This window comes from Winogradskyella sp. A2, assembly GCF_046762865.1.
Taxonomy (GTDB): Bacteria; Bacteroidota; Bacteroidia; order Flavobacteriales; family Flavobacteriaceae; genus Winogradskyella.
The window spans coordinates 234,510-249,944 of sequence record NZ_JBKQXM010000003.1; the positions used below are offsets into that span (position 1 = coordinate 234,510).

The following is a 15,435-nucleotide window of genomic DNA, read 5'->3' on the forward strand; positions in this document are numbered from 1 at the left end:
ATTATATTTGAATTCTATCAAATAAATATGAAAGATAAAACTATAGATTATGTACTGAGAACCACGTGGTTAGCAGTCAATAAAATGTATAATGAAGAAGCATCCAAATTTGGTACTTCAATGGCTACAGGGTTTGCCTTGCTCAGTATTGATCCTGAAAAAGGGACACCCTCAACCTCATTAGGTCCAAAAATGGGTATGGAAGCCACTAGCCTTTCGCGTACATTAAAAACTATGGAAGAGAAAGGATTAATAGAACGCAAACCCAATCCAGAAGATGGTCGTGGAGTCTTAATATACTTAACAGAGTTTGGAAGAGAAAAACGAGAATATTCTAAAGAGCGTGTTTTAATATTTAACAATGCAATAAAATCAAATATATCATCAGAAAAACTTGAAAATTTTTATGAAGTAGCTGAGGTGATTAATAATATGATATCCAACAAAAAAATATACACTAAAAAAGAACAGATTATAAATAATGAGTAAACGTAGAATTAAAAAAATAGCCATAATTGGTTCTGGTATTATGGGAAGCGGTATTGCTTGCCATTTTGCGAATATTGGTGTTGATGTTCTATTACTAGACATTGTTCCAAGAGATCTTAATGATAAAGAAAAAGCCAAAGGGCTAACTCTTAGTGATGAAGTTGTAAGAAACAGATTGGTAAATGATGCTTTAATGACATCAATAAAATCTAAACCTGCTCCACTCTATCATGCATCATTTAAAAATAGAATTACTACTGGTAATTTAGAGGATGATATTGCTAAAGTTGCAGATGTTGACTGGATCATGGAGGTTGTTGTAGAGCGTTTAGATATTAAGCAACAAGTTTTTGAAAAACTTGAAAAGCACAGGACTCCTGGTACACTTATTACTTCAAATACCTCGGGCATACCTATTAAGTTTATGAGTGAGGGACGAAGTGAAGATTTCCAAAAACATTTTTGTGGTACCCACTTTTTTAATCCTGCCAGATATTTAAGATTATTCGAAATTATTCCTGGACCAAAAACCGATGCTTCTGTATTGGAGTTTTTAAATGGGTATGGTGAGCAGTTTCTCGGTAAAACATCAGTAGTCGCTAAGGACACACCAGCATTTATCGGTAACCGAATTGGTATTTTCAGTATTATGAATGTCTTCCATGTTGTTCAAGAATTAGGAATGACAATTGAAGAGGTTGACAAGTTATCAGGTCCGGTTATAGGCCGCCCAAAATCAGCAACTTTTAGGACTGTTGATGTAGTTGGTTTAGATACATTGGTTCATGTTGCCAATGGAATAAAGGACAACTGTCCTAATGACGAACGCTTAGAATTATTTACTATACCAGGATTTATCAATACCATGATGGAGAACAAATGGTTGGGTAGTAAAACTGGACAAGGATTCTATAAAAAGAGCGTATCTACAGAAGGAAAAAAAGAAATTCTGTCCTTAGACCTTAACACTTTAGATTACAGATCAAAACAAAGTGCAAAATTTGCAACCCTAGAACTTACTAAATCCATTGATAAGGTAGCTGATAGGTTTAAAGTACTGGTCTCTGGCAAAGATAAAGCTGCAGAGTTTTACAGAAAGCACTTTGCTGCATTATTTGCTTATGTTTCTAATCGTATTCCTGAAATTACTGATGAAATATATAAAATTGATGATGCCATGAAGGCAGGTTTTGGTTGGGAAGATGGACCATTTCAAATTTGGGATGCTATAGGAGTTGAAAAAGGAATTGAAATGATGAAAGCTCAGGGATTAGAACCCAATGCTTGGGTTACTGAAATGCTTGCTTCTGGCAGTAACACTTTTTATTCTGTAAAAGATGGTGCTTCATACTGTTATGATATTCCTAAGAAATCTCAAGAAAAAATACCAGGTCAAGATAGTTTCATCATATTAGACAACATCCGAAAAACGAATGAAGTCTTTAAAAACTCAGGAGTTGTTGTAGAAGATTTAGGTGATGGAATCCTCAACTGCGAATTCCAATCTAAAATGAATACCATAGGTGGTGATGTCCTAGCAGGTTTAAATAAAGCTGTAGATCTTGCTGAAAAGGACTTTGACGGACTGGTAATAGGTAACCAAGGTGCAAACTTTTCAGTTGGTGCCAATATTGGGATGATCTTTATGATGGCTGTAGAGCAGGAATATGACGAATTGAACATGGCTATCAAGTATTTTCAAGATACAATGATGCGTATGCGTTATTCGGCAATTCCAACAGTTGCAGCTCCTCATGGGATGGCACTAGGTGGTGCTTGTGAATTATCAATGCATGCTGATAAAGTTGTTGCGGCGGCTGAAACGTATATTGGTTTAGTAGAATTTGGAGTAGGTGTAATTCCTGGTGGTGCTGGTTCTAAAGAAATGGCTTTAAGGGCTTCAGATACCTTTAACAAAGGTGATGTAGAATTAAATGTACTCCAAGAATATTTCTTAACCATCGGTATGGCCAAAGTAGCAACATCGGCTTATGAAGCTTATGACCTTGGCGTTCTGCAAAAAGGTAAAGATGTGGTTGTGGTTAATAAGGATCGACAAATTGCAACAGCAAAAGCTCATGCAATGCTACTAGCTAATGCTGGTTATACCCAACCAGTTCGTAGAAAAGATGTGAAAGTATTAGGTAAGCAGGCCTTAGGTATGTTCTTAGTAGGAACAGATTCAATGGAGGCAAGCCACTACATCAGTGAACATGATCAAAAAATTGCAAATAAGTTAGCCTATGTTATGGCAGGAGGAGACTTGTCGGAGCCTACATTGGTTACAGAGCAATACTTGCTAGATCTAGAGCGTGAAGCATTTCTTTCCTTATGTACAGAACGTAAAACTTTGGAAAGAATTCAGCACATGCTTAAAACTGGTAAACCTTTAAGAAACTAAGAAAATGAAACAAGTATATATAGTAAAAGGATATAGAACTGCCGTAGGAAAATCTAAAAGAGGTGGTTTCAGATTTAAAAGAGCTGATGAATTAGCTGCAGAAACAATACAATATATGATGGGTAAATTACCAGACTTTGACGTTACTCGAATTGATGATGTCATTGTTGGTAATGCAATGCCAGAAGGCTCTCAGGGTCTTAATATGGCTCGTATCATATCATTAATTGGTTTAAATACAGTTGATGTTCCAGGTGTAACGGTAAATCGTTTTTGTTCCTCAGGCCTAGAAACTATTGCATTGGCAGTTGCAAAAATAAAAGCTGGTATGGCAGATTGTATTATCGCTGGTGGTGCTGAGAGTATGAGTAGTGTTCCAATGACAGGCTTTAAACCAGAATTAAATTACGATATCGTAAATTCTGGACACGAAGATTATTATTGGGGAATGGGTAATACAGCCGAGGCTGTTGCCAACAAATACAATGTATCGAGAGAAGATCAAGATGAATTCGCCTATAATTCACATATGAAGGCTTTAAACGCACTGGCAGAAGACAGATTCCAAGATCAAATTGTACCAATAGATGTAGAAGAAACCTATGTTGATGCCAATGGTAAAAAAGCGAATCGCAAATTCACAATAACTAAAGATGAAGGACCAAGAAAAGGAACTAGTATAGAAGCCTTAGCTAAGCTAAGACCTGTTTTCGCACAAGGTGGAACGGTTACCGCTGGTAACTCTTCTCAAACTAGTGATGGTGCAGCTTTTGTTTTGGTAATGAGTGAAGAATTGGTCAAAGAATTAAATCTTGAGCCAATCGCTAGATTAGTCAGCTACGCAGCAGCAGGTGTTCCTCCACGTATTATGGGTATAGGTCCAGTTGCAGCAATTCCTAAAGCATTGAAACAAGGTGGGCTTTCACAAAATGATGTTGAATTGATAGAATTGAATGAGGCTTTTGCATCTCAGTCTTTGGCTGTTATGCGTGAGTTAGATTTAAATAAAGATATAGTGAATGTAAATGGTGGTGCAATTGCACTTGGTCATCCACTTGGTTGTACTGGCGCAAAACTTTCAGTTCAGTTATTTGATGAAATGCGTAAGAGAAACATGAAGAATAAATACGGTATGGTGACCATGTGCGTAGGTACAGGTCAAGGTGCTGCCGGAATATTTGAATTTTTAAACTAATAAAGAACTTATCAATAATATAACGCAATGGAAACAGTTGAGAAAGAATTATTAAGAGGTGGACAGTTTTTGGTTAAAGAAACCAACTGTGAAGATGTATTTACACCTGAAGATTTTAATGAAGAGCAACAAATGATGAAGGAAGCGGTTATGGAATTTAATGACCGTGAAATCATTGCTCACAGAGAACGTTTTGAAAAGAAAGATTATGCCTTTACAGAAGAATGTATGCGTAAGGCAGGTGAATTAGGCTTTTTAGGTGTTGCTGTACCTGAAGAATATGGTGGATTAGGTATGGGCTTTGTCTCTACCATGCTTGTATGTGATTATATATCTAGTGGTACAGGATCATTTAGTACGGCTTTTGGTGCACATACTGGTATTGGTACAATGCCAATTACACTATATGGAACTGAAGAACAAAAGCAAAAATATGTACCACAATTAGCCACTGGAGAGTGGTTTGGTGCATACTGTTTAACAGAACCTGGTGCAGGTAGTGACGCCAATTCGGGTAAAACAACAGCCGAATTAACTGCAGACGGAAAGCATTATAAAATCAACGGGCAGAAAATGTGGATTTCAAATGCTGGTTTCTGTAAGTTGTTTATTGTTTTTGCAAGAATTGAAGATGATAAAAATATCACCGGATTTATTGTTGAAAACGATCCATCTAATGGAATTACTTTAGGAGAAGAAGAACATAAATTAGGTATTAGAGCAAGTTCTACAAGACAAGTATTTTTCAATGATACTATGGTTCCTGTTGAGAATATGTTGGCAGGACGTGGCGAAGGTTTTAAAATTGCCATGAATGCATTAAACGTTGGTCGAATTAAATTGGCGGCTGCTTGTCTAGATTCTCAAAGAAGAATTACAACTACAGCAGTTCAATATGCTAACGAACGTAAACAATTTAAAACTCCTATTGCAGATTTTGGTGCTATTAAATCTAAAATTGCAGAAATGGCTGCAAGTGCTTATGCTGGTGAATCTGCGTCGTATAGAGCCGCTAAAAAAATTGAAGATCGTATAGCTATTAGACAAGCGTCTGGTAACACGCATCAGGAAGCAGAATTAAAAGGTGTAGAAGAATATGCTATTGAGTGTTCTATTCTAAAGGTTGCCGTTTCAGAAGATGTACAAAACTGTGCTGATGAAGGTATTCAGATATTTGGTGGTATGGGTTTCTCTGAAGAAACACCAATGGAAGCCGCGTGGAGAGATGCACGTATTGCAAGAATTTATGAAGGAACCAACGAGATAAACAGAATGCTTTCTGTTGGTATGTTGGTTAAGAAAGCTATGAAAGGTCATGTTGATTTATTAGGTCCGGCAATGAAAGTTGCTGACGAATTAATGGGTATTCCATCATTTGATGTTCCTGATTTTTCTAAATTATTCTCAGAAGAAAAGGATATAATTGTGCGTCTTAAAAAGGTATTCTTAATGGTCGCAGGATCAGCTGTACAAAAGTTTGGTCCAGATTTAGAAAAGCACCAACAATTATTGCTTAATGCATCAAATATTTTGATAGAAATATATTTGGCAGAATCCGCAATTTTAAGAACTGAAAAGAATGCTAAAAGATACGGTGAAGAGGCACAGAAAGAACAAATTGCCATGGCAAAATTGTATTTGTTTAATGCTGTAGAAATTATTAAGAAAAATGGTATCGAAGGAGTTATTTCTTTCGCTGAAGGAGATGAACAGAAAATGATGCTTATGGGCTTAAAGCGATTTACAAAGTACACCAACTACCCTAACGTTGTTGAGCTTAGAAATACTATCGCAGAAAAAGTAAAGGCTGAAAATAAATACTGTTTCTAATAATCCCCTAAGATTACATTAGAAGCCAAAAAGCCAATTCTTAGTTGAATTGGCTTTCTTTATTTTAGTACCTTTCGTTAGAAAATTATTAATTCATGAAATCTCTTTTATATTCAATTCTCTGTTTATTCTCCTTAATTGGATTTAGCCAGTCAAACACAGAAGTTTTTCTGTTTGATTTAAATACCAATAATGCTCAAATTGAAATTTCAAATGAAAAGAATATTTCCAATAACGAAGGCTATGATAATCAACCTTCGTTCTTAAATGATGATAGGATACTATTTTCGTCCACAAGAAATGGACAAACAGACATTGTACAATTCTTTAGCAATTATAACTCTAAGGTATGGATCAACTTTACGGAAGGTGGTGAATATACTCCGCTAAAAATTCCAAATAGAAATGAAGTCTCAGCAGTAAGATTAGACAAAGATGGCAAACAACGCCTTTACAGATACAATCTTAGCAATGGCGAATCTACAGAACTAATAAAGGACTTGGTAGTAGCTTATTACACATGGTTTGATGATAGCACTATTGTAGCGGCTGTAATTGAAGAGGAACAACTAAATTTGTTTGCTACTAATATTTCAGAAGGAACAAGTAGAAAATATGCAACAAAAGTTGGACGATCATTTCATAAAATACCCAATTCTAACTTGGTGAGTTTTATTTCAAAAGAAAACGAGAATCAATGGCAAATTAAATCTGTAAATCCGGAAACTGGTGAAACGAAGTTAATTGCTAATTCATTAGAAGGTATTGAGGACATCTGCTGGCTTAATAATAAAACCATTCTATCTGCCAAAGGCTCTAAAATGTATAAACTCACATTAAACAAGGACAATAATTGGAAAGAAGTAAGTGATTTATCTTCATACGGAATTTCATCTATAACAAGAATGGCCGTAAACTCTTCCAATAATAAACTTGCAATTGCAGCCGATTTAGCAAATGAAACTCAAAGCAATGAATCAACTAATGAAACTGAACAAGAAGTTTCAGAAACTACTGAAGAAGATACCAACACGACTTCTACGGAAAACACAAACGAAATTTCAGAAGTTGAAGCTATAGTACAACGTAATCTAGATGCTTATAATGCTAGAGATATCGATGCGTTTATGAAAGACTATGCAGATAACATAAAGTTATATGCCTATCCTAATACATTGCAGACTGAGGGAAAAGAAGCCATGAGAAAAGGCTATAAGGATTGGTTTGATCGTGTGCCAGATTTAAGAGCTTTTATTAAAAAACGTATAGTTATTGGAAACAAAGTTATTGACGAAGAGCAGGTTACGGCCAATGGTCAAATCTTTAATGCCGTGGCTATTTATGAAATAGAGGATGGTAAAATATTCAAGGTAACCTTTATTCAAGATTAATTAGACTTTATTAATATCAAGTCCTCTTGAGGTTCGATCAAATATTCTGCTCTATTAGATTTTACAACGGCCATTTCTTCCACCGAAATGGTTTTAATTCCTCCACTCCCCAAATTCCAAGCATGAAATCCATCAAAAGCAAATGTCATTCCCTCTTTTATAATTTTTTCCGATGCTGGTCTTACATGAGATGCCTGAGAACCGCCTAAATTAGGACCAACATCATGAGCAACATACCCAACCGGATGACCTGTACTCCACATAACATACTCTGATCCAGCCTTTTTCATAAGTACACGTTGGGCTTTATCAACATCAACACCTTTTGCCCCTGGTTTCATCGCGTTAAGCGCTGCCCTATTACCAGCTTTACCACTTTCCCAGTAATGCATTATATCTTTCGGTACTTCTTCTTCTCCTTCCATTAGAACATAAGCAAAACGTTGTATATCGCTTACCCATCGATCATAGACTTTAATCCCAAAATCAATTTGTATTACATCTCCTGGCATTATGATTTTATCCGTAGCATGGGAATGTCCTCTATCAGCCCCAGAATTTACATTAGGGTTTTGATCTGGTGCCCAGCCATCAGCCACACCAAATTCAGTCATTTTTTGTTTTAAAAATTTGGCAATATCCGCATCAGTTGATTTTCCTGGAATTACTTGTTTATAGGCTTCAATTTGCCAATCAGCCGTAAGTTGAGCTGCTTTTCTTAAAATCTCTACCTCCTCTGGCAGTTTTATAGATAACCATTCATAAACTACCTCCGTTGACGAGGTTAATCTTTCTGATTTGTCACCCATGAGTTCTTCTATTGATATACGCTGTGTATAAGACAAACCATCAGCCATTGAATTAGTCGCTGAGGAATTCACTGCAATAGTTTTGAAATCTTTTTCTAGAATAAAATCAACAGCCATTTTAATTACAGAAGTCCCTCGCTCTACACTGATAACCTCATCATGTATATCTAAATCATCTAATGCAGTAGCTTCGCCCGAAGGTGAATATACCTTAGAATGAAATCCATCTGAATCATTAAAAAACAGAAATGCCGCAGTTCCGCCAGCATTTTCACCACCAATATGATCAGCAATAGGGTCATTGTTATTTTCCCTGCATATAACCATCCAACAATCGATACCAGCTTCACTCAAAGCATTAGGTAATAATTCATTTATTCTTTGCTTTCTAATTTCGGGCCAAGGACTTTCTCCCCAATACGCATCTGGATCTACTGATTCAATCTTACTATTATCCTCATTACAAGAAAAACAGAGTAAAACGACAAGTAGAATTCTAACAAAATTGTTCATTCTTAAAGTTTATATTATCTTGACGAAAGATAACGATTACACTATACATCCAAAAATATCTATTCATGAAAAATCTTCTTATAATTTGCTTATTAGCAATGTTCACAGCCACTGGTCAAAATTCTCAAATAGAACCCAAACTAGCGAATATCTCTTGGATATCCGGAACATGGCATGGCGAAGCTTTTGGAGGAATTACCGAGGAAATTTGGAGTGAACCATCGGGTGGTTCAATGATGGCTACTTTTAAACTTATCAATGACGGTAAAGTTACTTTTTATGAGATTGAGATTATTAGAGAAATAGAGAACAGCCTAATACTACAACTAAAACATTTTGGACCGGATTTAAAAGGATGGGAAACAAAAGACGAAACTGTAGATTTTCCTTTAAAGGAAATTACAGAAAATAAGGTTGTTTTTGAAGGCATGAGTTTTGAAAGAATAAGTGATTCGGAAATGAATGTTCATGTAGATATTGAGGAAAAAGGAAAAGTAGAAACTGTCACCTTTAATTACAAAAAAGAAATTCAAAGTACCAAACCTATAAAACAGTTAATTGAAGTAAAACATACTAGCAAAAAACCAGTTATTGATGGTGTAGCTGACGAAGCTATATGGGATAATTGCCAATGGCTCCCATTAGACCAACGTTGGCTTGGTGAGGCATATTCAGACGTAGATTTTAAAGGCAATTATAAACTAACTTGGGACGAGGACGCCTTATATTTACTCGCGAAAATTGAAGATGATAAACTCATAGATATTTACGAAGACCCACTAAAATCTTGGTGGGATGATGATTGTTTAGAAGTATTTATAGATGAAGACAATAGTGGTGGTGAACACCAATATAACCACAATGCCTTTGCATACCACATTGCTTTAGATGGAAATGTTGTGGATATGTCTACTAAAAAAGAAGGTAAACTATATAACTCTCACGTTCAGTCTAAATTAAAAACGGAAGGAAATACCTCTATCTGGGAAGTGAAGATTTCACTATACAAGGACACTTATAATGATGACGGTAAAAATATACCTGTAAAATTACATCCTAATAAAAATGTTGGCTTTGCCTTAGCATACTGCGATAATGATAACAGTGAAAATAGAGAGAATTTTATTGGCTCGGTTTATGTAGAAGGTGATAATAAAAATAGAGGCTGGATCGATGCAAATATTTTTGGCACACTTGTGCTAAAATCAACGACTGATTAGGCTTGTATTAACAAATAATTAGATATTCTCTTTTTTCAAAGCATTATTTTTAAGCTTAATATCAAAATAAACACAATGAAAACAACTTTTTTAGCTTTAGCATTACTATTATCTATTACCATAGGAGCTCAAACCGATTCAAAAATTTACGACATAATTGATGCTGTTTCTGAAGACCGTCTCCGTAGTGATGTGAAAACCCTTGCTGATTTTGGTACAAGACATACATTAAGCGATACACTTTCTGAAACTCGTGGTATTGGTGCGGCAAGACGATGGATAAAATCAGAATTTGATAAAATTTCGAAGGAATGTGATAACTGTCTCAAAGTTTTTTATCAAAAGGATTTAGTTGAAAAAGGCACAAACCAGCGCATTGTAAAGGATGTAATGGTAGTTAATGTAGTTGCAATTCAGCGTGGGACAAAATATCCAAACCGCTATATTGTTATGAGCGGTGATATTGACTCTAGGGTTTCAGACCCAACTGATTATACATCAGATTCTCCTGGTGCCAATGATAATGCAACCGGTATGGCTGGTGCTATAGAAGCAGCTCGTGTTTTATCTAAATACAAATTTGAAAATAGTATAATATATGTTGGTCTCTCAGGTGAAGAACAAGGTCTATTTGGTGGGCAAGGTTTAGCAAAATATGCTAAGGCTAATGATTGGGAAATTATTGGTGTCCTTAACAATGATATGATAGGAAATATCACAGGTGTTGATGGTGTTGTTGACAATAGAACATTTAGAATATTTTCTGAGCCAATCACAACGGATATAACTGACCCACAACAATTGGCAAGACAAGCCAGAGGAAGACGCTTTTATGGTGGTGAGGTTGATGGAATTTCAAGACAACTAGCACGTTATGTATATAATACAACAAATACTTATATGCCAGAAATGAATCCAATTATGGTATATCGCTTAGATAGATTTGGGCGTGGTGGTCATCACAGACCTTTTAATGATTTAGGTTTTCCTGGTTTGCGCATAATGGAAGCACATGAAAATTACATCCAACAACATCAAGATATCCGCGAAGAAAATGGCATAAAATATGGTGATACATTTGAACATGTTAATTTCCCATATTGTAAAAAATTGACGGCAGTTAATGCTATTACAATGGCAAGCCTTGCTTCTGCCCCACCTTCTCCTAAAGAAGTTGGGATTGGTGGTATAGTTGAAGCTTCTGCCAAATTAAAATGGTCTCCCGTTGATGGTGCTAAAGGCTATAAAATTTATTGGAGAGATACCACTTCTCCAACATGGGATTATAGCAGATTTGTTGGCGATGTTACTGAGTTTACATTAGAGGGTATTGTAATCGACAACTTTTTATTCGGTGTTGCTGCTGTAGGAGAGAATGGTCATGAAAGTGTTGTTGTATTTCCAAATCAAATAATGAGGTAGATGAGAAAATTGTCTTTGTTCATTTTAGTTTTTTTTTGTTGTTCAATTAGTTTTGCGCAATTACTGCAAGAAAAGCAAAACTTTACTCGTCAAGACTCATTGCGAGGCAGTATAACTCCTGAACGCGAATGGTGGAACCTCACATATTATCACTTAGATGTAGAAGTAAAACCGGATGATAAATTTATTGTTGGAAAGAATACCGTTCAATATAAAGTCCTTAAACCTCATCAAAAACTACAAATAGATTTACAACCACCAATGCAAATCGAAAAGGTTGTTCAAAATGGAAAGGAATTAACATACAAGTCTGAAGGAAACGCCCACTTCATATCACTAGATGCAACTCAAAACATTGGTGATATAAATTCTTTAACTGTATATTATAAAGGATACCCTAGAGAAGCTAAAAGAGCACCTTGGGATGGTGGTTTTTCATGGAAAAAAGATGAAAACGGAAAGCATTTTGTTGCCACTTCTTGTCAAGGTCTTGGTGCAAGTGTATGGTGGCCAAATAAAGACCATATGTACGATGAGCCAGATAGTATGCTCATTAGTGTTACAAATCCTAAAGGTTTAACCAATGTTTCAAATGGCAGACTACGAGAACTGGTTGAAAATAGTAATAATACCGTTACATCTCATTGGTTTGTAAGCAATCCTATCAATAATTATGGTGTAAATATTAATATCGGAGATTATACCAATTTCTCTGAAATATATCAAGGCGAAAAAGGACCATTAGACATGGACTATTGGGTTTTGACTTATAATCTTGAAAAAGCCAAAGAACACTTTAAAGATGCACCAAAGATGATCAAGGCTTTTGAACATTGGTTTGGCCCATATCCATTCTATGAAGATAGCTTTAAACTTGTTGAAGTCCCATATCTAGGTATGGAACACCAAAGTTCTGTTACTTATGGTAATCAATATAAAAAAGGATATTTAGGCAACGACCTATCCCAAACTGGTTGGGGACTTAAATTTGATTTTATAATAATTCATGAAGCTGGTCACGAATGGTTTGCAAATAATATAACTTATAGCGATGCTGCTGATATGTGGATTCATGAAGGGTTTACGGCTTATTCGGAAAACCTATTCCTAGACTACTACTACGGTAAAGAAGCATCAGCAGATTATGTAATAGGTACAAGATCTAATATTCAAAACGACAGGCCTCTAATTGGTCAATACAAGGTTAACAATGAAGGGTCTAGTGACATGTATTACAAAGGTGCCAACATGTTGCATGCCATTAGGCAGATATTTGAAGACGATGAATTATGGCGTAAAATCCTAAGAGGATTAAATGAAAAATATTATCATAAAACAGTATCTACTCTAGAAATCGAATCCTATATTAATAGTTACTCTTGGTTTGACCTCTCTTCAATTTTTGATCAATATTTAAGGACTACAATGATTCCACGTTTTGAATACAAATTCGAAAATGGAATATTTAGTTATAGATGGGCAAATTGTGTAGACGACTTTGACATGCCTATATTAATAACTATAGATAAAGAAACAGTTTGGATGTTTCCTGAAAAAAGCTGGAAAAGTAATGACTCAAATGCCGAACAAATAGAAGTTGATAGAAATTTCCTTGTAACAAGTAAAGAACTTTAATGTCAATTCCAGAGCTATACTTTGAGAGAGATGTCGAATGGTATGATTGGCTTCAACTAAATCATAACAAGCATAAAGCGGTTTATCTTATTTTTTATAAACTTGAAACTGGTATTCCTACAATGCGTTGGGAAGAAGCGGTTAAAGTGGCTTTATGCTTCGGCTGGATCGATTCTACAGTTAAAAGCTTAGGTAACGGTAAACGCAAACAATACTTTTCGTCACGAAATCCAAAAAGTAACTGGAGCGCCTTAAACAAAAGATATATCGCAGAGCTAGAAGAAGTTGGGCTTATTCAAGAACCAGGTTATAAAATGATTGAATTAGCCAAAACAACAGGAACGTGGACGGCTATGGACGATGTAGAAAACGGTGTAATTCCACCTAATTTGCAAAAAGCATTTGATGCTAATCCTAGAGCATTTGAGAACTATCAAAATTTTTCAAAAGGGTATAGAAAAAGTTATTTGTCTTGGCTCAATAGTGCAAAACGAGACGCTACTAAAGAAAAACGTATTACTGAGATTATTAGACTTTGTAATGCTAATATTAAAAGTAGAGAAACTTGGTAATCAGTACATTAGTTTTTTAATGTTATCCATATACCCTCTGCTTACTCGTACCACATCGCCATTCTTCATTGTGACATCATAACTTTTAGTGTACTTATTCAATTCTTTTACCGCGTGCAGATTAATAATAGAAGATCGGTGTACTCTTATAAAAATTGAAGGATTAAGCTTTTCTTCCAAAGTAGAAATACCATAATTACTCACATAGGTTTTCTCGTTCATTATTAATTTTGAGTAATCGCCATAGGCTTCAATTCTAATGACATCCTCAAGTGCCACAGTCACTAATTTATTTTGACTTTGAACTAAAATACGATCTGGTGTTTTGGTAGAATCCATAAGTAAACTCTCTGCCAAAGGTCTAGCCTTATTTTCATTTGTATTTTCTTTAAGACGATCTACAGCAACCTTGAAACGATCTTTTGTGTAAGGCTTTAGAAGGTAGTCTACAGCATGGACTTCAAATGCTTTTAATGCATATTGGTCGTATGCAGTAGAGAAGATAATTTGCGGTAGTTCTTCTAAATGAGTCAATACATCAAAGCCTGTCATACCAGGCATCTGAATATCTAAAAAAACCAAATCTGGTTTAAACTCATTTATAATTTTAACGGCATCTACACCATTATTTGCTTCACCTAACAAAACAAGCTCAGGATAATCTTCTAAGTACTCTTTAATTAATTGTCTGCCGGCTGACTCATCATCTACAATTATTACTTTTCTCATATAGCAAAAGAAATTTTTAAACCTTTAGGTATATTATCTGATAAGTTTAAAGTGCTATGATACATTTTTTCTAATCTCAATTTAGTATTAGTTAGTCCAATTCCTTGGTCAAAAACTGAATCTTTATTCTCTATTCCAATACCTGTATCAGCAATTTCGAAATGCAGTTTATCCTCTTTTTTAAATATTGCAATTGAAATCTTACCGCCATCAATAAGAGAAGCTAAACCATGTTTTATTGAATTTTCTACTAACGGTTGTAATAGCATCGGTGGTACCAATTCATTTCTTAATTTCTCTTCAACATTAATATCTACCTCAAGCCGTTCTTGAAAACGCTCCTTTTCAAGATCTAAATATTTATTGACAAAATCAAGTTCTTCTCCCAATTGAACACGTTCTACTTGAGAAGCCTTCAATTGGTATCTAAATAAATCTGAAAGTTCTGCTATAAGGTGTCTGGTCTTCTCATTCTGAGGAGGTACCGAAGCACTTATGGTATTAAAAATATTATACAGAAAATGCGGGTTGAGTTGGGCTTTTAAAGCTGATAACTCACTTTTTAGAGCTGCTGTTTTTAATTCACCCTCTATTCTAAGTTTTTGTTGGTTTTCTTTGAAGTAATTGTAAGCGAAAAAACAACCAAATTGAAACATTAAAAATAATGTTGGTATATACCAATCCCATATTTCACCTGTTCCACGCAATCTTCCTAATTTTAAATAATCTATAATAATATACCTGCTTTCTCTAACGAAATAAACGACTACCGGAATAAGAATTGCAACTGCAATTATTCTAATTATAGAATTCTTGCGACTAAGAAGTTTAACTCCTAGATACCAAATTAAAATTGATGCCAGAAAATAGAATAAATAGGGCCATCCTCCAACATACCAATAGTCCTTAAAATTAAGCCAACCCCAAATTCCGCCTTCTGCATAGCCACCTCCATTATACCATAATACAACATGGTATAAAAATGAAAAAAACAAATAGAATAGTATAATTAATAAATGATCACGTTTTATAAGCTTATTCATGACTTTAAAATTAAAACCTAAAGATATTTCATCTCTTCACTAAAAATAAGTAAAAAAAGACGAGTTGACCTATAGACCGACGAATTGGCCGGACCATTCATCACCCTATTTCCCAACCTAACGGAATTGACGTGCATAATTAAAGGTTATAAGGCAATTTTGTTTCAGGAATCAAAAAAACACCAT

General features: G+C 35.1%; 12 protein-coding genes. 9 read left to right on the forward strand and 3 right to left on the reverse strand.

Features of this window, described 5'->3' with window-relative positions; all coding sequences use genetic code 11:
• Positions 1-27 precede the first annotated feature (27 nt).
• The 5 genes from ACFWV9_RS07015 to ACFWV9_RS07035 all read left to right on the forward strand — a co-directional run bounded on the left by ACFWV9_RS07015 (position 28) and on the right by ACFWV9_RS07035 (position 7,306).
• Positions 28-489: a MarR family winged helix-turn-helix transcriptional regulator gene (locus tag ACFWV9_RS07015; protein WP_411894533.1), complete on the forward strand. Its 462-nt coding sequence runs from the start codon at positions 28-30 to the stop codon at positions 487-489.
• The gene (locus tag ACFWV9_RS07020) at positions 482-2,890 is read left to right on the forward strand and encodes a 3-hydroxyacyl-CoA dehydrogenase/enoyl-CoA hydratase family protein (RefSeq protein WP_411894534.1); all 2,409 of its coding nucleotides are present in this window, start codon (positions 482-484) and stop codon (positions 2,888-2,890) included. Before ACFWV9_RS07015 ends, ACFWV9_RS07020 begins: the two co-directional genes overlap by 8 nt.
• 4 nt (positions 2,891-2,894) lie before the next feature.
• The gene (locus ACFWV9_RS07025) at positions 2,895-4,085 is read left to right on the forward strand and encodes an acetyl-CoA C-acyltransferase (protein WP_411894535.1); all 1,191 of its coding nucleotides are present in this window, start codon (positions 2,895-2,897) and stop codon (positions 4,083-4,085) included.
• A 27-nt stretch (positions 4,086-4,112) separates the two neighbouring features.
• Positions 4,113-5,915, forward strand: coding sequence for an acyl-CoA dehydrogenase family protein (locus ACFWV9_RS07030; protein WP_411894536.1), 1,803 nt, complete (start codon positions 4,113-4,115; stop codon positions 5,913-5,915).
• 95 nt (positions 5,916-6,010) lie between these two features.
• Positions 6,011-7,306: a nuclear transport factor 2 family protein gene (locus ACFWV9_RS07035; RefSeq protein ID WP_411894537.1), complete on the forward strand. Its 1,296-nt coding sequence runs from the start codon at positions 6,011-6,013 to the stop codon at positions 7,304-7,306.
• Here the strand turns inward: ACFWV9_RS07035 and ACFWV9_RS07040 are convergent.
• Entirely contained in the window at positions 7,303-8,628 is a 1,326-nt protein-coding gene (locus ACFWV9_RS07040) for a M24 family metallopeptidase (protein ID WP_411894538.1), read from the reverse strand. The two genes, ACFWV9_RS07035 and ACFWV9_RS07040, sit on opposite strands and share 4 nt — an antisense overlap.
• A gap of 65 nt (positions 8,629-8,693) precedes the next feature.
• Here ACFWV9_RS07040 and ACFWV9_RS07045 point away from each other — a divergent pair, with 65 nt between their 5' ends.
• The 4 genes from ACFWV9_RS07045 to ACFWV9_RS07060 all read left to right on the forward strand — a co-directional run bounded on the left by ACFWV9_RS07045 (position 8,694) and on the right by ACFWV9_RS07060 (position 13,477).
• Complete coding sequence (locus tag ACFWV9_RS07045; protein ID WP_411894539.1) at positions 8,694-9,848, forward strand: DUF6265 family protein; 1,155 nt, start codon at positions 8,694-8,696, stop codon at positions 9,846-9,848.
• 75 nt (positions 9,849-9,923) lie between these two features.
• A complete protein-coding gene (locus ACFWV9_RS07050; protein WP_411894540.1) occupies positions 9,924-11,270 on the forward strand; it encodes a M28 family metallopeptidase in 1,347 nt (448 codons plus the stop codon).
• Positions 11,271-12,905 carry a M1 family metallopeptidase gene (locus ACFWV9_RS07055; protein ID WP_411894541.1) on the forward strand — a complete coding sequence of 545 codons (1,635 nt, stop codon included), beginning with the start codon at positions 11,271-11,273 and terminating at the stop codon, positions 12,903-12,905. It abuts the gene before it with no gap.
• Positions 12,905-13,477, forward strand: a complete 573-nt coding sequence (locus ACFWV9_RS07060) for a YdeI/OmpD-associated family protein (protein WP_411894542.1) — start codon at positions 12,905-12,907, stop codon at positions 13,475-13,477. Before ACFWV9_RS07055 ends, ACFWV9_RS07060 begins: the two co-directional genes overlap by 1 nt.
• Here ACFWV9_RS07060 and ACFWV9_RS07065 read toward each other — a convergent pair whose 3' ends face one another.
• Together ACFWV9_RS07065 and ACFWV9_RS07070 are read right to left on the reverse strand one after the other, a co-directional pair.
• Positions 13,478-14,206: a LytR/AlgR family response regulator transcription factor gene (locus ACFWV9_RS07065; RefSeq protein WP_411894543.1), complete on the reverse strand. Its 729-nt coding sequence runs from the start codon at positions 14,204-14,206 to the stop codon at positions 13,478-13,480.
• Positions 14,203-15,249: a sensor histidine kinase gene (locus tag ACFWV9_RS07070; RefSeq protein ID WP_411894544.1), complete on the reverse strand. Its 1,047-nt coding sequence runs from the start codon at positions 15,247-15,249 to the stop codon at positions 14,203-14,205. The genes ACFWV9_RS07065 and ACFWV9_RS07070 overlap by 4 nt, the downstream gene beginning before the upstream one ends.
• Between the last annotated feature and the right edge of the window lie 186 nt (positions 15,250-15,435).

Bases quoted from the DNA above. Each gene is read 5' to 3' on its own strand.
- ACFWV9_RS07070 (WP_411894544.1), bottom strand. From the start codon at position 15,249: ATGAATAAGCTTATAAAACGTGATCATTTATTAATTATACTATTCTAT.
- ACFWV9_RS07040 (WP_411894538.1), bottom strand. From the start codon at position 8,628: ATGAACAATTTTGTTAGAATTCTACTTGTCGTTTTACTCTGTTTTTCT.
- ACFWV9_RS07035 (WP_411894537.1), top strand. From the start codon at position 6,011: ATGAAATCTCTTTTATATTCAATTCTCTGTTTATTCTCCTTAATTGGA.
- ACFWV9_RS07050 (WP_411894540.1), top strand. From the start codon at position 9,924: ATGAAAACAACTTTTTTAGCTTTAGCATTACTATTATCTATTACCATA.
- ACFWV9_RS07025 (WP_411894535.1), top strand. From the start codon at position 2,895: ATGAAACAAGTATATATAGTAAAAGGATATAGAACTGCCGTAGGAAAA.
- ACFWV9_RS07030 (WP_411894536.1), top strand. From the start codon at position 4,113: ATGGAAACAGTTGAGAAAGAATTATTAAGAGGTGGACAGTTTTTGGTT.
- ACFWV9_RS07060 (WP_411894542.1), top strand. From the start codon at position 12,905: ATGTCAATTCCAGAGCTATACTTTGAGAGAGATGTCGAATGGTATGAT.
- ACFWV9_RS07065 (WP_411894543.1), bottom strand. From the start codon at position 14,206: ATGAGAAAAGTAATAATTGTAGATGATGAGTCAGCCGGCAGACAATTA.
- ACFWV9_RS07015 (WP_411894533.1), top strand. From the start codon at position 28: ATGAAAGATAAAACTATAGATTATGTACTGAGAACCACGTGGTTAGCA.
- ACFWV9_RS07055 (WP_411894541.1), top strand. From the start codon at position 11,271: ATGAGAAAATTGTCTTTGTTCATTTTAGTTTTTTTTTGTTGTTCAATT.
- ACFWV9_RS07020 (WP_411894534.1), top strand. From the start codon at position 482: ATGAGTAAACGTAGAATTAAAAAAATAGCCATAATTGGTTCTGGTATT.
- ACFWV9_RS07045 (WP_411894539.1), top strand. From the start codon at position 8,694: ATGAAAAATCTTCTTATAATTTGCTTATTAGCAATGTTCACAGCCACT.